11 protein-coding genes are annotated in these 19,099 nt (G+C 70.6%); 7 read left to right on the top strand and 4 right to left on the bottom strand.

Annotated features, from left to right (window positions below):
• Positions 1-24 precede the first annotated feature (24 nt).
• Together VMS22_25780 and VMS22_25775 are read left to right on the top strand one after the other, a co-directional pair.
• A complete protein-coding gene (locus VMS22_25780) occupies positions 25-783 on the top strand; it encodes a DapH/DapD/GlmU-related protein (GenBank protein HXJ37454.1) in 759 nt (252 codons plus the stop codon).
• Positions 784-787: 4 nt separating this feature from the next.
• On the top strand, positions 788-2,425 hold the full coding sequence (locus VMS22_25775; GenBank protein ID HXJ37453.1) for a methyltransferase domain-containing protein: 1,638 nt from the start codon (positions 788-790) through the stop codon (positions 2,423-2,425).
• Here the strand turns inward: VMS22_25775 and VMS22_25770 are convergent.
• On the bottom strand, positions 2,403-4,502 hold the full coding sequence (locus tag VMS22_25770) for a glycosyltransferase family 39 protein (protein ID HXJ37452.1): 2,100 nt from the start codon (positions 4,500-4,502) through the stop codon (positions 2,403-2,405). The two genes, VMS22_25775 and VMS22_25770, sit on opposite strands and share 23 nt — an antisense overlap.
• 164 nt (positions 4,503-4,666) lie before the next feature.
• Here VMS22_25770 and VMS22_25765 point away from each other — a divergent pair, with 164 nt between their 5' ends.
• Complete coding sequence (locus tag VMS22_25765) at positions 4,667-5,395, top strand: SGNH/GDSL hydrolase family protein (GenBank protein ID HXJ37451.1); 729 nt, start codon at positions 4,667-4,669, stop codon at positions 5,393-5,395.
• Between the two features lie 40 nt (positions 5,396-5,435).
• Here VMS22_25765 and VMS22_25760 read toward each other — a convergent pair whose 3' ends face one another.
• On the bottom strand, positions 5,436-6,845 hold the full coding sequence (locus tag VMS22_25760; protein HXJ37450.1) for a hypothetical protein: 1,410 nt from the start codon (positions 6,843-6,845) through the stop codon (positions 5,436-5,438).
• 198 nt (positions 6,846-7,043) lie between these two features.
• Here VMS22_25760 and VMS22_25755 point away from each other — a divergent pair, with 198 nt between their 5' ends.
• Genes VMS22_25755 through VMS22_25745 form a run of 3 tightly spaced genes read left to right on the top strand, consistent with a single transcriptional unit; the run spans position 7,044 to position 12,136 of the window.
• Complete coding sequence (locus VMS22_25755) at positions 7,044-8,615, top strand: radical SAM protein (protein HXJ37449.1); 1,572 nt, start codon at positions 7,044-7,046, stop codon at positions 8,613-8,615.
• A gap of 41 nt (positions 8,616-8,656) precedes the next feature.
• Complete coding sequence (locus tag VMS22_25750) at positions 8,657-9,925, top strand: glycosyltransferase family 9 protein (protein ID HXJ37448.1); 1,269 nt, start codon at positions 8,657-8,659, stop codon at positions 9,923-9,925.
• Positions 9,926-12,136 carry a hypothetical protein gene (locus VMS22_25745; GenBank protein ID HXJ37447.1) on the top strand — a complete coding sequence of 737 codons (2,211 nt, stop codon included), beginning with the start codon at positions 9,926-9,928 and terminating at the stop codon, positions 12,134-12,136.
• On the opposite strand, the gene VMS22_25740 is transcribed toward VMS22_25745, so the two are convergent.
• A complete protein-coding gene (locus tag VMS22_25740; protein HXJ37446.1) occupies positions 12,069-13,904 on the bottom strand; it encodes a hypothetical protein in 1,836 nt (611 codons plus the stop codon). The genes VMS22_25745 and VMS22_25740 overlap by 68 nt on opposite strands.
• A gap of 998 nt (positions 13,905-14,902) precedes the next feature.
• Between VMS22_25740 and VMS22_25735 the strand changes: the two genes are divergently transcribed.
• On the top strand, positions 14,903-15,913 hold the full coding sequence (locus VMS22_25735) for an NAD-dependent epimerase/dehydratase family protein (GenBank protein ID HXJ37445.1): 1,011 nt from the start codon (positions 14,903-14,905) through the stop codon (positions 15,911-15,913).
• 208 nt (positions 15,914-16,121) lie between these two features.
• On the opposite strand, the gene VMS22_25730 is transcribed toward VMS22_25735, so the two are convergent.
• A complete protein-coding gene (locus VMS22_25730) occupies positions 16,122-18,536 on the bottom strand; it encodes a hypothetical protein (GenBank protein HXJ37444.1) in 2,415 nt (804 codons plus the stop codon).
• Positions 18,537-19,099: the final 563 nt, after the last annotated feature.

Below are 19,099 nucleotides of genomic sequence, written 5' to 3'. Positions count from 1 at the left end.
GCTGTCCGTAAACTGCGCGCCCGTATGGCCGAGCCGCCGTTCCGCCAACCCGAGCTCGCGCAGCTCGGGTTTCGCGACAAGCTCGGCCTCTACCTGCGCACGGAGACCACGCACCCCTTGCGGTTCGTGGCCGAGCAGCTCGTCTTCCTCCTCGTCTCGTGGGTGCCGACGACGCTGGGGGTGGCGCTGCGCGCGCTCCTCTATCCGCTCGTCGTCCGCATGGGGTGGCCCGTGCTCATCGAGCGCGGCGTGAGCCTGCATCGTCCCGGCGCGATCCGCCTCGGCGCGAACGTGTATCTCGCCGAGCACGTCTGCCTCATGGCCGGGGGCGAGGGCATCACGATCGGCGACGCCACCGAGCTGCTGCCCAACGTCGCCCTCGTCATCCGCGACCACCGCGGCATCCCGCATCCGCGTATCACGATCGGGCGGCGCTGCTCGCTCAACGTGGGGACCGTCGTGTTCAGCCACGGCACCACGACGATCGGCGACGACGTCCAGATCGGTCCGGGTGTCGTGATCACGACCGGCAACCACCTCTACGCCGATCCGACCGCGCCGGTCCGCGTGCAGGGCGGCGAGGTCGCGCCGGTCACGATCGAGGACGGGGCATGGATCGGCGCCAAGGCCGTCGTCCTGCCCGGCGTGCGCATCGGCGCGGGCGCGGTCGTCGCTGCCGGCGCCGTCGTCACCGAGGATGTCCCGCCCCACGCGCTCGCGGTCGGCGTACCGGCCAGGGTCGTGCGCACGTGGGCGCCCGCCGAACGCGCCGCGCGCGGCTGACACCGTGGCCGAGGCGCATCCCCATCGGCTCTCGCGCGTCGCGCGTCTGACGCTCCTGTGCGCCGGCGGCACGATGGCGGTCGGGCTCGCGAGCACGATCGCCGCGCTCGCGGGATGGATCCCGAGCGCGCCGCCACTCGGCCCCGCCACCGCGAGCGCCGCGCTCCTGGTCGCCGCCGCCACCATCGCGAATCTCGGCCTGCGCTTCCTTCGCTGGCAGTTCCTGCTGCGCCGGGCACGCGTACGACTCGCGACCATGCCGGCACTGGCGGCGTTCGTCGGCTCGTTCACGTTCATACCCGTTCCGCTCTACCTCGGGCAGCTCTACTCGCGCGCCTGGCTCCTGCCGCTGCCGCCCGCCGAGCGCGGCGCGGTCCTGCTGGCGTTCGTCTGGGAGCAGGCGACCAACGTGGTCGCCCTCCTCGTGCTCGCGCTGCCCGTCTTCGGGGGCGCCACGCGGGTCGTCGTGTGCGCCGGCCTGCTGCTCCTCCTCGCTTCCCGGGTGCGGCGCGCTCTCGCACGCGGCGCGCTCGCCCTCGCGTCGGCGGCGGCGCCGCTCGTCGACGCCGAGGCGCCGGACGAGGCGGCCGCGATGCGATTCGTCGACGGCGACGTCCTGGCACCGGCACTCGCCGCTTCGCTCGCAGCATGGACACCGATCGCGCTCGCCATCCTCCCGGTCGTGTGGGCGGTCGACGGCGGCGTCTCGGGCCTCCCCGCCGTCGGGGCGGCCGCCGGATCGATCCTCGGTGGCGCCGTGTCGCTCGTGCCGCTCGGCGCCGGCACGGCGGGGTTCCTCCTGATCCACACCCTCGAGGGCCTCGGCGTCGCGGCGGCGCCCGCCGTCGCCTTCGTCTTCCGCGCCGCCACGGCGTGGCTCACGCTCGGGCTGGGAGCGCTCGCGCTCGGGCTGCTGCCCTCGGTGCGCCGCCGCGCGGCCGCGCACGATCACTTCGACGCCATCGACGCGTGCTACGACGCGTGGTTGCCGCCGCACTACCGCGAGCACCTCGTCGCGCGGAAGACCGCACCGATCGTCGAAGAGCTCGCGGCGCTGCCGCCGGGTGCGCGCGGCCTCGACATCGGCTGTGGCCGCGGCTGGTATTTCGCCGTGCTCACGCGGGCCGGCGCGCGGATGACGGGCGTCGACACGTCGGGACGCCAGCTCGTCGCGGCGGCCGACCATCTGGGCGGCCGGCCGGGTCTCGCCCAGGCCTCGGTGCTGGCGCTGCCGTTCCGGAGCGCGAGCTTCGACTTCGCGTACATCATCAACGTGCTGCACCACGTGGCGCCGCCGGCGGCGCAGCAGGCGGCGCTCGCCGAGATCGCACGCGTCGTGCGACCGGGGGGACGGGTCTTCGTGCACGAGATGAACGTGCGCAATCCCCTGTTCCGCTTCTACCTCGGCTACGTGTTCCCGATCCTGAAGGGCATCGAGGAGGGCACCGAGTACTACCTGGATCCGCGCACGATGGATGCGACCCCGGGGCTCCGGCTGCGTGCGGTCCGCTACTTCACGTTCGTGCCCGACTTCGTGCCGGCGCGGCTGCTGGGGCTGCTCGCCCGCATCGAGCACCGCCTCGAACGGAGCCGCCTCGCGCCCTACGCGGCCCACTTCGTCACGGTGCACGAACGGACGTGATGCGCGGGGCGGCCCAGCCGGCGAGGTTCGGGTCGGGCGGCGCGCCGGCCGAGCCTTCCAGACGCAGCGCGAGCCCGATCGGCGTGCCCGCCCACGGCGTCAGATCGACGTCGATCGGCACCCACCGGCGGTCTTCGGGGCGGCGGAGTGGATCCAGATCGACGTGCGCCGCGTCCACCGGGGCACCTTCCCCCCGCTCGATCACCACCCGGCAGCGCACGGGCGGCAGCCACGTCTCGCCGAACCGCTCCGGATCGATGCCGCACGCCGACTGGAAGCGGTCGCCGGCCGACGCCGTGAGCGGATAGCGCACCGTCACCGCGCCGCCGGGAGCGGTCGACATCGCGAGCACGTGCTCGAAGGGCCACAGGACCTCGCGGGCGAGCGGCGGCGACGGGGGTGGCGGCGATGCGGTCACTTCGGCCTGCGCGAGCGCGTCGCCCAGCAGCGAGCGCCCGCCGGCGGCCCGCGGGCGCGGACGCAGCAGCATGATGGTCGCGCCGCCCGGATCGCCGCCGAACACGCGATCGATCTCGTAGGCGTCGACCAGGTGGGCGAACAGGCGCGGCGCGTAGTCGCGAAAGCGCGGGAACTGGGGAAACTCGTTCGCGTTGTACACCACGACCGCGTCGGGATGCCGCTCGAGGTCGGCGATGACCTCCTGGTCGCGATCGCTCGCGGGTCCGGCGGGCCACACGATGTAGTGGCGCGTCACGCCGGCGCGCAGGGCGAGGAAGTCGAGGAGCGGGTAGTACGGCAGCGAGGCCAGCGGCGCCGACGCGGGCGCGACGGCGATGCGGTCGAGCGCCTCCTGGAGCGGCTGCGCGAGGCCCGGCCGCGTATGGAGCGTTCCGGCCGGAGCGTGCACCGGCGTCGCGTACGCGGCGGCGAAGTCGTGTACGACCAGGAGCGATGCCGCCGTCGCGCCCGCGAGCCCGGTCCAGGCGAGGCCGCGGACCACGCGCCAGCGCGCGAGCGGCGCCAGGACCTGTGCCGCGAGCAGCAGCACGGCCGGATAGAAGACCACGAGGTGCGCCCAGTCGTGCGGCAGGTTGAAGGCGACGAGGAAGGCCACGGTCTGGACGAGGAGCAGCACCGCGCGCGGTGCACGACCCTGCGGCCTGCGCAGGCCCGGCAGCGCCGCCAGCACGACCGCCCACGGCGCGTAGTAGAAGACCTTCAACAGGGCGTCGAGCACGGGGGTCTGGCGGTAGAGCGCGCTCTGGAAGAACCTCACGCCGTACGTGTCCAGGAGGATCGGCGGCGCGTAGCTGAGCACGTGGCGGCGCAGGGACGCGTCCTGCTGCGCGAGCGGCAGGAGCGCCGGGCGACCCAGGTACTCGAACGTGCGCGCGCCGTGCAGCGGGGCGAGCACGGCCTCGCGCACGAGGTCGCCGAACGTCCCGGTCGCCACCAGGTACGCCGCCGCGGCGCCCAGCACGAGCGCCCCGCCCGACGCGAAGGCGATGGCGCGGCGCACGCGCCCGGCCGGACCCAGGGCCAGCGCGGCGAGGCCGAGCAGCACCGCCGTCGTGCCGCCCGAATCCTGCTTGGCGAGGATCGCCGCGCCGGCGAGCGCGCCGCCCGCGACGAGCGCCACCATCCGCTGGCGCGCGAGCGCTTCGCCGGTCGTCCAGGTCGCCGCGAGCGCGAGCAGCACCGCGAGGCTCGAGTAGTTGAGCATCTGCCAGTGGGGGAACGCCCATACCCGATAGACGATCATGCCGAGCACGATCGCGATCGCGCCGCGGGGGCCATGCGACCAGCGCGCCAGGAGATAGACGACGCCGCACAGGAGCCCGAACACCACTGCCGCCGCCATGCGCGCGACGTCGATCGTGGTCCCGAAGACGTGGAAGACGGCGGCCGTCAGCCAGAACACGCCCGGGAAGGCGTATACCGCGACGTCGGCATACAGATGCCGTCCCCGCAGCAGGTCGGCCGAGAACTGCAGCACCCCGCCCTCGTCCATCGGGTTCACCCCGACGAGCCGCAGCGGCATCTGCACCAGCACGACGGCCACGACGACGACCGCCGCGACACCGAGGTCACGCCGGAGCGACCGCACGGCGCTCACGTCGGCACCGATTGACAGGGGCTTCGCGGGGCGAACCCCCGCCGGAGGGCCCCCGTGCGCGCGGCGCCTGCGGCGCCGTGCTCCGATGGGAATCGGCGGCTCACGTCGCCACCCGCGCGGGCCGCGGTTGACACCTGTGCCGCCGCGGCCCACACCGGCGCCCCATGACCCGCCCTGCCGCCGCGCCGATCCTCGTCGCCGCCCTCTCGATCGCCGCCTGCGGCGCTCCGTCGCTCGACCACGACGGCGACGGGCGCGTGACGGTCGTCTGTCTCGGCGACTCGAACACGCGCGGCGGCATCCTGTATCCGGAGGCCGACGGCTGGTGCGAGCGCCTGGGAGCCTCGCTGCCGCCGGCGACGTGGCGCACCATCAACCGCGGGCGCAACGGCGCCACGGCGTGCGATCCCGGCCGGCCGCCCGACGGTACGGGCGAGCCGCTCGTCGCCGCCGAGCTGCTCGCGCGCGCGCTCGCGGGCGACCACCCCGACGTCGTCATCGTGGCCTTCGTCACCAATGACGTGATCCTCGGCTGTACGGTCGAGGCCACGCTCGCCGCCCTGCACGCGCTCGCGCGCACGGTCGAGGGGTCCGGCGCCGTCCCGCTGATCGCCCTCGGGCCGCCGATCCTGCCGCCCGGTACGAGCGCGACCGTGACCGGATGGAACGCCGAGCTGGACGAGATCGACGCGCGCATCCGCGCCGAGTTCCCGGCCGGAGCGATCATCGACTTCGCGAGCGGAATGACCAGCCGGGATTTCGCCGTCGACGGCATTCACGTGACGGGCGCCGCGCAGGCACGGCGAACTGAGGCCGCGAGGAGAGCGCTGGTGAGCCTCGCGGGGCTCTCGCCGTTCGCGCTCGGTCCGGCACCGTCGCCGGAGACGCAGTGAGATGTCATGCCGTGATCCACGTCGTCGGGAGATTGCTCGACTAGTGGTTGACGAGGGGCGTTCCTGGTGGCGGCGACTCGGCGATGTGAAACTGTAGGTCGAGGTGCATCGCGTTCAGGCGCGCCAACAGGTGCACGCCGGCGGCCGCGAGTGCGAGGCCGAGGACGAGGCGAAAGGTCGTCCGGCATTCACGCCCCCAGGTGACGAACGCGTAGCCGCCGAGCAGGCCGGTCGCGGCGGCGCCGTAGCTGAAGACGTCCCAGTTGGCGAAGTTGCCGAACAGGTTGTCCATGGCCATGCTGAACGCGAGCGCGCCAGCGACTATCGGGGCTAGGATCGCCGCCTTCGGGTCCCACTCCCTGCGCGTGACGAGCCGCGCGGCCAGCCACGTTCCCGTGACTGCAATGAGCAAGAGGCCTACCCCATCGGTCAGCACCCAGACGTTGAGGACCTCGAGCGCATGTCGGGCCGTGAAGATGTAGCTCGGCGGCAGCAGGCAGCTCGTGGGCGACACGCCGAGCTCGCAGCTGCTTGCAGCGTGCGCGTCCCGCAGAAACGTCGCCCATGCGAAGGGGGCGCCGTACACCGGTACGGTGGCGAGCCCTGCACACGCGAGGCCGGCGACGATTCCGACGACGACCTGGCGGCGACCCCCAGGGCGACGCAGTAGCTCCGCCGCCAACACCACAACCGAGGGCGCAACGAGGATGAGCCCATTGTACCAGAAGGGGCCCGAGATCCCGATGACGAAGGGCCACATGGCGCTTCCCGCTCGATCGAGCGCGCGAAAAGCCGTCCAGCAGAACACGCTCACGATGGCGAGCGCCACCGATCGACTGTTGCTCACCCCGAAGGACATTTGCACGACGCCGAATGCCGAGCAGGAAAGGAGCGTGAGCGCCAGCGCCTCGCCGCGCGTCCGCACCAGTCGGCGCGCGCTGGCAGCGAGCGCGAGGTAGGTCACGGTACCGTAGACGGCGCTCATCAGCAGAATGACTGAAGCCGGAGCCATCCACGGTCGCAGCGCGCCCGCGAGGCGACCGAGGGACCAGGTCGTGAGCATGTGGCGCGCGTTGACCTCGCCCCTGCTGATCGCGATCACGTATAGCGGCGGGTCGATGGTGGTGGGATGCGAAGGATGGCGTAGGCTCGCGTATCCGAGGGCGCCAAGCAGACACGCCGCCGTGGCGACCACCTGCCATGTGGGGAGAGCGCTGAGGGGCTTCGCCAGCGCGGGGTGGCGCCACACGGCAAGGGTCGCCGGCGGAAGGGCCAAGGTGAGGACGACGCCGAGCCACCCGAGGGCGGGCGTCCGCCAGAGATGGGCGTAGGACCAGGTGATGGACAGCCGCGGCTCGAGGAGATGGAGCGCGACATACAGGGCGAGAACGGTGCAGAGGAGCGCGCCCGGGCCGGTGCAGGAGGCCCACCGCGGGCTGCGCCTGATCACACGTTGAGCCACCACGCCATGGCGCAGGTATCGGGCCCCATGCGACCGGTCAAGGCGACAATGGCGGGGCGCAAGTGCCACTGCGTCGGCACTGCTCGACCCGATCTGTGGTTGACGATTCCGCGCGGGTGCAGCTAAGAGAATTGGTGGTCCCAGCGCCGGTTCCCCATGCGCCCGGCGGCCAGACGACGACGTCCCATGAAGTGTACCCTCATCCGCTGCCCGCAGACGCTCAACATCTACGTCTCGGCGGCCTACGCCGTCCCCCCGATCGGGCTGTGCTACGTCGCGGGGAGCCTCCAGAAGGCCGGGCACGAGGTGAGCGCGATCGACCCGACCGGCGAGGCGATCGAGCGCCTGACGCCGATCGGCGAGGACGCGAAGACGGTTCGCCGCGGCCTCTCCGACGACGAGATCCTGGAGCGCATTCCCGAGGACAGCGAGCTGATCGGCTTCAGCCTCATGTTCTCGCAGGACTGGCTCGAAGCGCGCGAGCTGATCAAGAAGGTGCGCGCGCGCTTCCCCAAGGCCGCGCTGGTCGCCGGCGGCGAGCACTTCGCCGCCGAGCCCGAGGGCGCGCTGCAGGATTCCCCGCTCGACTACATCCTGACGGGCGAGGGCGATCGCGTGATCTGCGACCTCGTCGAGCATCTCCAGGGCACGCGCCCGCTGTCGCAGATCGCCGGCTGCTACCACCGCGGTCCGAACGGCGAGGCCACGAAGACGGGCGCCATGGTGCGCGAGAAGGACATCGACCAGCTCCCGTGGCCGGCGTGGGACCTGGTCCCGATCGAGAACTACCTCTCGGGCGGTCACGGCTGGGGCGTCGATCGCGGGCGCAACATGCCCATGAACGCGACCCGCGGCTGCCCCTACCAGTGCACGTTCTGCTCGAGCCCGACCATGTGGACGACGCGCTGGGTGGCGCGCTCGCCGCAGGACGTGCTCGCCGAGATCAAGCACTACATGGCGGCCTACCAGGCGACGAACTTCGACTTCCAGGACCTGACCGCGATCATCCGGCGCGAGTGGGTGATCGAGTTCGCGACCCTCCTCATCGAGGAGAACCTGAAGATCACCTGGCAGCTCCCGTCGGGCACGCGCTCCGAGGCGCTCGACGACGAGGTGCTGCCGCTGCTGGTGAAGTCCGGGTGCACGAACATCACCTACGCGCCCGAGAGCGGCACCGACGAGATCCTCGTCCGCATCAAGAAGAAGATCAAGACCGGGCGCATGCTCCAGTCGATGCGCTCGGCGGTGAAGGCGGGCTGCAACGTCAAGGCGAACTTCATCTTCGGCTTCCCCGAGGACACGTACCGCTCGCTGTGGCCGACGTTCGGGTTCCTCGCCAAGATGGCGATCGTCGGCGTGCACGACATCTCGATCGCGCCCTTCCGCCCCTACCCCGGCTCGGAGCTCTTCCGCGACCTCCAGAAGAAGGGCCGCATCGCGAAGCCGCTCGACGACGTCTACTACCGCCGCCTCGCGACCACGTCCGAGAACCTGCCCGGCGCGACGCAGGAAGCCGAGAGCTTCTGCGAGAACATCTCGGGTCGCGGCCTCGACCGCATGCGGATCGCGGCGCTCGCCACGTTCTTCCTCATCTCGTGGGCGGTGCGTCCGATCCGCGTCTTCCGTCTGATCCGCGCCCTCGTGACGGAGCGGCAAGAGTCGCGGCTCGACAAGTCGCTGATCGAGATGAAGCGACGCGTCTTGAGGAACTGGCGGCGCGAGCCGTCGCTCGCATTGGGCGAGGTAAACCCGTACTAGGGTCGCGCGCGCGGGCCGTTCCCGGCGCGCGGCAAGGCGCCATGGATCTCAACCTCGCGCGCTACATCGACAAGTGGGTGGGGCTGGTGATCTGCCTCGTCCTCTTCGCCTGGGAGCGCGCGACGCGTCCCTGGCACGGCCGGGCGATCCGTGCCCTGTCGTCGACGACGCCGCCGGGGCTCGGCGAGCCGCCGATCGAGCCGCGCCGCATCCTGTGCATGAAGTTCTACGGGCTCGGCAACGCCGTCATGCTGATCCCGGTGCTCGAGGCGGTTCGGCGGCGCTGGCCCGGCGTCGAGATCGACTTCCTCACCATGCCGGGCAACGTGGCGCTCCTCGAGCGCAGCGGCGTGGTCACCGCGGCCTACGCGGTCGATACCGCGAGCCTGGGACGCTTCCTCTCCACGCTCTGGGCGGCGTTCCTCAACGTGCGGGCGCGTCGCTACGACACGGTGCTCGACTTCGAGCAGTTCGTGAAGATCTCGAGCATCATCGCCTTCCTGTCGGGCGCGCGCGAGCGCATCGGCTTCAACACCGACGGACAGCGGCGCGGCTTCACGTACACGCGACGGGTCGTCTACACGGACAGCGACCATATGTCGGCCATCTTTGCGCGGCTCACGCGTCCGCTCGGCGTCACCGGGCCGCTGCCGGAGTGCCGCCTCCCGCTCGCCGACGCGGAGCGGGCGAAGGCGCGCGACTTCCTCGCCAAGGCGGGCGTCGCACCCGATCATTTCCCGATCGTCGCGATCCACCTCGGGATCGGCATGAACTTCTACCGCGTAGCGCTGAAGCGCTGGGACCCGGCCAACTTCGCCGCGCTGGCCGACGCGCTCGCCGAGCGGCACGGCGCCGCCGTCGTCTTCACGGGTCAGGGCGCCGAGGAGCGCGATCTCATCGCCGAGGCGCGGCGTCGCATGCGGCGCCCCGCGATCGACGCGTGCGACCAGTTCAACGTGACCGAGCTCGCGGCCCTGGTCGATCACTGCCACTTCGTGGTCTCCAACGACACCTCGGTCATGCACGTCGCGGCGCTCATGGGGACGCCGGTGGTGGCGATCTTCGGCCCCACCGCGCCGCTCCACTACGGCCCGCGCGGCGAGCGGAACCTCGTCTTCTACCGCGACCTCTACTGCAGCCCGTGCCTCACCAACTACAACCTCAAGGTGAGCCGCTGCCTCGACAACGTGTGCATGCGCGGCATCACGCCCGACGCGGTCCTCGAGGCGATCACCGCGCAGTATCTCGGCGAGCGCGCGACGCACCGCGAGTGGCTCGCCGGCCGCGCGCGCGACGCGCGCGCCGCGTAGGTGGCGCGGCTCTGGATCATCCCGCTCGCGACGTATTCGGCGATCGCGACGGCGCTGGCGTGGCCCCTGCCGCGTACCCTCTCGTCGGCGTTGTTCGCCGTCCCCACCTCGCTCTCCGACGTGTTCATCATCGTGTGGGCGACCACGTGGGGAGCCCACGCGCTCGCCACCCACCCGACGCAGCTCCTCGAGGGCAACACGTTCTACCCGAGCGGGCACGCGATCCTCGGCTCCGAGCACGCGCTCGGCACGCTGCCGACCTTCGCGCCCGTATGGGCCGTGACGGGCAACCCGATCCTGGCCTTCAACCTGCACCTTCTCGCGAGCGTTGCACTCTCCGGCCTCGCCATGCACGTGCTCGTCCGGCGGTGGACCGACAGGGAGGGCGCCGCCTACGTGGCCGGCATCGCGTTCACGGCGGCGCCGTGGCGGCTCAACATGTGGGCGGTAGGTCCCCACATCCTCGTCACGCCCTACTTGCCGCTCGTCGCGTTGTTCCTCGATGAGGTTCTGCGGGCGCCGACCCGGCGCAGCGTCGTCCTCGGCGCCGGTGCCCTCGCCATGCAGGTCGCGTGCTCCTACTACCTCGGGTACGTCGCGTTCGCGCTCGCGGCGGGGCTCGTGTCGGCCGATCTTGTCGTGTTCGGGGTACGCGGCCGCGTTCGCCCACTCGTGGGGGCGATGAGCGTCCTCGTCGCCGCCATCGTCCTCGTGGCACCCGTGACGCTCCCGTATCTCTGGTGGCCCCGCCAGGAGGCGTTCGGCATGCCGCTCCAAGAGACGGAGCCATTCCGTGCCTTCGCGCGATCCGTCGGCGCACCGTGGCCCCTCGCGTGGGGCTGGGCGGGATTCGGAACGCTGCTGCTCGCCGGCTGTCTTCCGTTCTGGTCCGCGGAGCGTTGGCCCGATCGCACGTGGCGCGCCCGTACTCTCGGTTTGGTCTTCGCCGGCGTCGCGGCCCTGGTGCTCGCACCCGGCCCAGGCGGATTCTTCGGCGGCCGCCTGGTGATCCATGACACGATTGCGGCATGGCTCCCGGGCTTCGGAGGCATTCGATTCACGTATCGTTTCGGCGTCCTGCTGAGCTTCGCGGCGAGCGGGCTTGCCGGACTCGCCGTGGCCGAGGGCATCCGGCGTGGGACGCACGACCGTCGCTTGCGCCTGATTGCCGCCCTCGTCATCGCGATCGCGGCCATGCTGCAAGCACCCACCTGGCTGGGGAGGCGGCCCAACCTTGTTCCGATCCCGACCGGCGACACCATTCCGGAAGTGTACCGGTGGCTCGTGAAGAACGGCGGAGGCGCCCCCGTGCTCGAGCTTCCCGTTCGCTACACCGAGGGGACCGTCGAAGGATTCGCGACCTACTTCAGCATCTACCACTGGGCGCCGATCCTGAACGGCTCGACCGGCTACGGGCCGCTCCTCAGCTGGCTCCTCAAGCGCTATTGGACTCAGATGCCGAGCCCCGACGCGCTGCGACTCCTCGTCGGCTGCACCGGCGTCAAGTGGCTGATCGCGCACCCGGACCCACGCACCCGGGACGCCGCATGGGGCACGCTTCCCGGGCTTCGCTTGCGCGAGATCTTCCCTGACGGCGGAGGTGGGATGGATCGTCTCTTCGAGGTGGTCGATCCCACGCCTTCTGCTTGCGCGAACCGCAGGGCGCGAGACGACGTGACTCTGGACGGAAACCCGATTCGGCACCTCGACCGCATCGAAGGCAGCCTGCGCGTCGATCTGCTCCCCGAGATCATGGTGGCCACCGTCGAGGTACCGGTGACGATCGTGCTCGTGAACCACGGCGCTGTTCCTTGGCCGGCGACCGCGAAGGCCGCTCGCGATCGCCTCGCTGTCCACGTCGTATGGGAGCCCGTCTCGGGCGACGGCGCTCGACACGACGAGCTTTGGGTCGCCGTTCCGGGCGACGTCGGCGTCGGCGCCGAAAAGTCGTTTGCCACCTGGCTCCGTCCCCCGCGGTGGCCGGGACGGTATCGCGTCGTCGCCACCGCCGCGCAGGGCGATTTCGTGCCGGTAGATCCCGCACTCCAGACGCCGCTGCGCTGGGAGCAGACGGTCACGGTGCTGGCGAGCTCGACGCCGCCGCCGCATCCACAGCGCGCGCCGCGTACGACGGCGCCGCGTGTCAGCTCGACGGTCTCGGATCGCGTCTGGTACCGCCGACGGTCGTGGCCATCGCGCCCGGTGAGCTGACGCGCGCGTCCGACGTCGGGAGGCAGTACTTGCCGATGTCCCTATCGAATCGGAGGGCCGACGGCGCGGATGGGTTCAGCGCGTTGACGTTGACGCAGACGCCCGCGGTACAGTCAGGCGCCACCACGAGATCGTTCTGTGTGAAATGGCTGCGCTCGATGCACGCCCGCGATGGGCTGCCCATCATGGGGTCGACGAGTGGGAGCTCGACCACCCCGGACGTCAGCGAAAGCCTCGCCGACAATCGGTCGGCGACCTCCGCCTCACGACGGAGCGGATTGTAGCAGTTGAGCACGCCCACGCCCCTCAGCGTCGGCGCGTACATCAGCGTCGTCACGGGCGTGCTCGAGACCAACGCCATGGTGTCCATACGGGCGGCCTCGATGCGCGGCAGCCCGAGCAGGCGCTGAAACTCGTCGGAGGCGAGCGTCGCCCGGAACGACGCGGGATTCGCAGCAATGATCACCAGCGCCGGAATCGTGAGATACCGTGTCACCAGAGCCGCAAACGCCCGATGGCGGGACAGAATGAGCGCGAGTGCAACCGTCAGCAGGAACGCCACGCCGATTTGATACCGCCCGACGACGCGAATCGAATCGCCGACTCTCGCGTTGAGGAACCGATGTAGTGAGGACCCGGACGAGTCTCCGAGCAGGAGGAGAACCAGCACGAGCCCATAGACCAGGAGGAATGCCACCAGGGCCTGCTGCAGCGGGGTGAACGTGCGGCGGGCGTCTGGCGCCCGTCCCGATCGTCGCTGCCCGAGCGCGATCATCGGATAGTAGAGCGCGAACGCGACCAGCAGCCACGCGTTCATGTTGAACGCGCTGTATTCCCACAGCCCGTATGGGCCGCGATGCGGCGCCGCTCCGACGAGCCGGTAGTCCAGCGTCGGCGCGAGCTGGAAGGTCAGCAGGCGATCCAGAATCTGGGGCTCCGATATCCGCGCCTCCGGAATGCGCGGAGAGCGCGCTTGATACGCGAGCACCTGAGCCACCTTGTACGATGCGGCCACCAGCCCGACGAAAGCCGACACGCCGAAGCTCCATACCCCGCGCAGCACCACGGCGACGCGGGCACGATCGGCGTGGGAGCGAAACACCATCTGGGCTCCGGTGAGGAGGCCGAACGCGGCGAGCGCGAGCGCGAGTGGAAGCAGAAAGAACATGGCTGAGTGATAAAACCCCGCGCTGAAGTAGCTCCAGCAGAGGACCGCCGTCAGGACGCCGTCTCTGGAGCGCCAGGACCCCGCGAGCGCCTTCAGAAGAAGCCACAGGATCCCGAGCGCGCAATAGGTCAGGGCGAACGGCACATGGCCATGATGAAAGTGCCAGAGAAAGTAGTTGCCGAAAACGAATCCGGCCGACAGGAGATTCACCAGCCCGCGTTCGTCGGGCGAGCAAGGGGAAGTTCGGGGCGGGCTCGCGCCGCCGCCCTCGAGGATCAGCGTGAGAATGGCACGCAGGAACCAGAAGCCTGCGATCGACAGCAGCCCTATGGTGGCTTTGACGCCCCAGTACGAGCCGAACAGCGCTACGACGAGGAAGAGCGGCGACAGGCCGAACGCTTGTGGGTCGCCGGCACGCGTCACGCCTGCACAGAACTGGTACGACCAAAGAGGGGGGGCTGCGTCGACGAGCCAGGATCGTCGGTCGACCTCGAAGGTCGTGAACATGAAGTCCCAATCGAAGTCGTTGCTGAAAACCAGCAGCAGCCAGAAGCTGGCGAAGGCGCCGCACAGCAGTACGCGCTCGAGGAGCCGCTTCACATTCGTCACGATACGTCGGCGGCGCTATGGCGGGGCAAGCATCAGCGAGCGGACAGTGGATCTCCGCCAGGACGTCCGGCGGCACATAGCCAAGCGGAATCGCGTCGGTCAAGGCGTAGCTTTGGCCTGGCGCCATCCCGACCGTCTGTTCGACGCGGGTGATTCCGTACGCTTCGTCACAACCACCTCATCCCCGTCGACCGGACGCAACGTCGCGTGTCGGTCCTATACCCAGGCAGGGACACGGTCGTCGGCTCCGCATCCTCGTGCAGCGTAGTATCCGGCACCCGCATGGCCAGGTGTTCGACCCCGTAGGAATCAGCCCTGATCGGCGGTTGGTCACGAACAGCTACACGAGGCCGTGCACGAGCCCGGGCATGCGGCGGCGTCGGTCCCGTCGCACTGCTCGCTGTCTTCCCTGACGTTGTCCCCGCACACGGAGAGCCCGAGATTCGCCCTGACGAGGCCCCATGCGGAATTGAAGCCCTGCAGCCCGGGTGTGCACTTCTTCTTCGGCGAGGTCTGGGGCTGGCCAGCGTTGATCTCATGGTCCTTCCACTCGTTCGTCGTCCACGTCTTGGTCGTATCGACGAGCGAGCTGGTCGTCGCGCTCCCCGCGCCCGTGCCTTGAGCGATCAGCGGTGCGCCGGAGCCGGCCAGTTCGCCGCCCCGCAGCGCGAAGATTCGACCCCTTGCCCGCGGTCGCAATCGAGACATTCGAAATCACCGCGACACCGTCAGCGTCGATCTCCTCGTCGTAGACGCCCACGAAGGCGAGCGTATCCAGTTGGAGCGAGCTACCCGCTCCAACATGGACACCCTTCCCACCGAGGAACCAGAAGATTTGACGGACGACGGCTGTCAACGGGGTCCGTCCCGACACGATCGCTACGCAGCGGCGACGTCTCCCGCGCCCAGAGCTCCACCATGCTGAGTTCTTCTTGACCGGCAATCGAGGCTGTGGGAACAAGCCCGCCATCGCGGCTCCCCTGGCACTCGTGACCGGAGCGTCCGGACTGCTCGGCGGTTGCCTCGTCGAGCGCCTGCGCGCGCACGGGACGCGCATGCGGCTCGCCGACATGGTGGCAGCGCCGGACGATCGCGCGCGCGGCACGGAGTTCGTGACGCTCGATCTCCGCGACGCGGCCGGCGTGGTGCACGCGTGCGAGGGCGTGGACGTCGTCTATCACCTCGCCGCCGGCCAGCGCATGAAGCCGCAGTTCAATGCCATGTCGGAGGACGCCATCTTCGACATGAACCTCGCCGCCGTCCGCCACGTGCTGGACGCCGCGCGACGGACCGGCGTGCGCAAGGTCGTCCACATCTCGAGCTCGGGCGTCTACGGCGTCCCGACGGCGGACCCGGTGCGCGAGGATCACCCGCAACGCCCGCTGGGCGCGTACGGCCGGAGCAAGATCGCCGCCGAGTCGCTGTGCGCCGAGGCCGTCGGGGCCGGACTCGACGTCACGGTGCTGCGCCCGATGAGCATCTTCGGCCCCGGCATGACCGGCGTCTTCCTGCTGCTGTTCGAGTGGGTGCGGCTTGGCAAGAACGTCTACTTTCTCGGCTCGGGCCGGAACCGCGTGCAGATGATGAGCGCATGGGACCTCGCGGACGCATGCCTGCTGGCGGCCGAGCGACCCGAGAGCAAAGGCGCCGTGCTCAATCTCGGTGCGACCGACGTCCCGACCGTGCGCGGGCAGGTCGAGGCGCTCATCGCCCACGCCGGCTCGCGCTCGCGCGTCGTCCCGATCCCGGCCGCGCTCCTGCGCAACGCCGCGCGCGTGCTGAACGTCTTCGGTCTCTCGCCGATCGTGCCCGAGCACTACCTCCTCGCCGATGCGACCTTCGTGCTCGACGTCGGCGCCGCCGAGCGGACGCTCGGCTGGCGGCCGGCGTATTCGAACGTCCGCATGATGGCGGAGGCCTACGACTGGTATCGCGACAACTGGGCGAAGGTGCGCGGCGAGCCGGGGATCGTGCTGCGCCTGTTGAACGCGCTGTCCTGAGGCGGTGCCGGCCGTGAGCGGGTGCCCCGGGCAGGCACCGCCTACGGCAGGTAGGTCACGTCGAGCTCGGGCGACAGGCGCGCGTCGGCGTTGCGAAGGGATTCGTAGGGCACGAATCCGATGCGGGCGAGACGCAGGGTCGCGGCCAGGATGGTCGCGTCGTCGGGTACCCAGGCAAGTCACGCCCGCTGCGAACGGCCGATCCGCCCTACTCGTCCGCGCGCAGCGGTGCCGCGAGCGCGGCTATCACGTAGAGCGCGGCCGCGAGCAGGGCCAGGGATCGGAAGCCGCCGATCATCGCCGTCGGCACGGCGAGCGTCCCGCCCACGACGGACGCGAAGCCGTTGATCCCGATCGCCCATGCGACGAGCTCCTGCGAGTCGGCCGCGAGCGCGGCGAGGCCGGTCGGGAACGGGATGCCGAGCAGGAACCCGAGCGCGACGAGGAGCACGAGCGCCAGGGCGAGGCGGCTCCCGAATCCGAACGTCGCCACCCAATCGAACGCGACGCCGAGCCCGAGCGCCACAACGACGACGCCCGCGATCAGCGCCGCGAGCGCGACGCGCAGCCGGCCACGCTCGCCGCGGACCAGGCGCGCGGCCGAGAGGCTCCCGAGGCCGGCGCCGAGCAAGAGCCCGAAGAGCACCACGTTGATGGCGTACGTCTGGTGCCCGAGCAGGAGCACGAAGCGGTGGATCAAGCCGATCTCGACGAACATGAAGCCCACGCCGAGGCACGCGAAGTAGGCGAGCGTGCGACCGGCGCGCGGAGCCCGCAGCCCGCGCCGGCGCCAGAGGACGAGGGGCACGACGATGACCGCGATCGACACGATCGTCAGCCAGCGCGCGAGCCGCGTGACCTCGTCCAGGCCCGGCGCTCCCGAGCGGAGCATATCCTTCGGGCGGACCGGGAAGAAGAAGAACGGCCGGTCGTCGTCGGGCGGCGAGAAGTCGAACATCTGCGCCGCGATGAACGCGTCGAGCGTGCCCCCGGCGAGCGCTTCGAAGAACGGCCCCACCGCCACCGCCGCCGGGGGCGGGCTGTAGACGATCTCCAGCGGGTACTGGAAGCTGACCCCGATCCAGTCGTAGGCCGGAACGACGATCGGCGGCGCGGTCGGATTCTGCTTCACCCATTCGCCGACGAGGGCGACCTCGGCCGGGGTGAACGGGCTGCGTTTCACGAGCACGGTGCGCCACAAGCCCTGGCCGACGACGATGACGTGCCGCTCGGGCGCCTCGACGCCCAGGTCGCGCAGGCCGGCGACCGCGACCGAGGTGAGCCGCTGCACGTCGGTCTTGAAGCGGTTGAGCGCGAGCACGCCGTCGGGGCGGAGCCGGCGGAGCAGCTCGCCCATCGCCTGGCGCGTGTAGAGGTAGCTCTCGTTCAAGGCGAGGCCCGCCGATGCGAAGAACACGCTCTTCGTGTCGACGCCCGAGAGCTGGATCAGATCGAAGCTGTCCGGCGACTGGCGAAGGAAGGTGCGGCCGTCGAGTTGCTGCAGCGTGACTTCGAGCCGATCGTACGGGCGGCCGACGAAGTCGGCGAGGTCGTACCGGACGAGGTCGATCACCGTCCGGTTGATCTCGACGCCGACGACGCGCGACGCGCCGTGATAGAGCGCCGAGAGCACGTCCGGGCCTCCGCCGAGCCCGATGACGAGCACGTCGCGCCTGGGACCCGTCACGTAGCCGCTGGCGTAGACCGTCCGGTCGAAGAACTCGCGCGCCCGCGAGAGATCGCCGCCCACGCCGAGCAGGATCGAGCCGGCGCTCGCGTCCTGCGCGAAGAAGAGCGTCTCGACCGGACCGCCGATCCGTCCCTGCAGCTCCGGGCGCGACGAGGTGAGGCGGTAGACGTCGATGCGGCCGGTGCGGTCCCACCGCGAGAACACCGGCGTCGCCTCGGCCGTGCCGGCGCCGTGCTGGGCGTCCAGCTTCGCGATGCGCGACATGATGACCGCGACCTGGCCGGTCGGATCGGGCTGGAAGGCGAACAGGCGCGGCGCGCCCGCAAACGTCGCGACCAGCGCGAGCGCCGCGACGCCGACGGCGGCGCGCACGCCCGCCGGGCGCGCCGGCGCGAGGAGCGCCCCCGTCGCGACGCCCATGATTCCCACGAGCGCGAGGCTGCGCTCGGCTCCGAAGGCGTCGAGGAACGGGAACACGAGGAGGCACCCAAGCCCCGAGCCGGCGAGGTTGAGGGCGTAGGTGCGCCCGATCCGCTCGCCGCCGCCCACGAGGAGGAGCGTCGTCGTGAGCCCGAACCCGAAGTACGGCAGCACCATCGCGGCCAGCACGACGGCGACCCCGATCCCGCCCGTGCGCACCGCGGGCGACCAGGCGGCGAACAGCACGTGCGCGACGACGATGGCGACCGCGCCGCCGGCGCTCCCGAGTGCCGCGAGTCGGGACGCGCGCTCGGGCGGGAGCGGCGGCAGGATCGCGAGCAGCGTCGCCGCCGCGGAGAGCCCGAGCATGCACATCGCGACCGCGACGTAGATGGAGAGCGGATCGAGGCTGAAGCCGAAGAGCTTCGTCTGCAGGACCTCGAGCGTCAGCACCGCGGCCGAGACGACGACCAGGCCGACGTCCGCACGCCAGGAGGCGCGCGTCTCGGTCATCGGGCGCTCGCAGCGCGCAGGTGCCGGGCGGGCTGAATGGCGGTCGCGAATAGTCTCCAGCCCGGGTGGCTGTCAACGACGGCGAGGCGCGCCGCGCGCGCGGAAGAATGGTCGGCGTCAGGGATCCACTGCGGCGGCCGACCGCCCCTCTCCTCCTTCCAGGGCGCCCGCTAGATCGGCCGGCCTGGATTCAACTTCCGGACAATCGCTCATCCTCGGGCAGTCGACCGCTTGCAGACTGTCTCGTGGGAGGTGATCCCTGCACGCGATTATCCGGACGGCGCCGCGGGATAACGCTCCCGCAGGCTCGGCGCAACGACGAAGGATTGGCGAGTTCCGACGCTGAGTTGCTGGACAATCCCCGAGCCTCGCGGCACGGTATTACATGGGCGGAGTTGGGGATTATGCGGGGCCGTCCAAATGTCGTTGGCCAGGTGACGAACGATGAACGCGGTGGAGCGCGAGAAGCAGTACATCCGAAAGTGGCGTTCAACGGCCATGCGCGGAAGCAGCACGGCGATGATGAACGTCGCCGCGGCATACCGAATCCTCGGTAACTGGCG

The organism is Candidatus Eisenbacteria bacterium (assembly GCA_035577985.1).
In the GTDB taxonomy this organism is placed as follows: domain Bacteria; phylum Desulfobacterota; class Binatia; order DP-6; family DP-6; genus DATJZY01.
The sequence above is the reverse complement of the archived record's forward strand: the minus strand, read 5'-3'. Positions and strand labels throughout refer to the sequence as shown.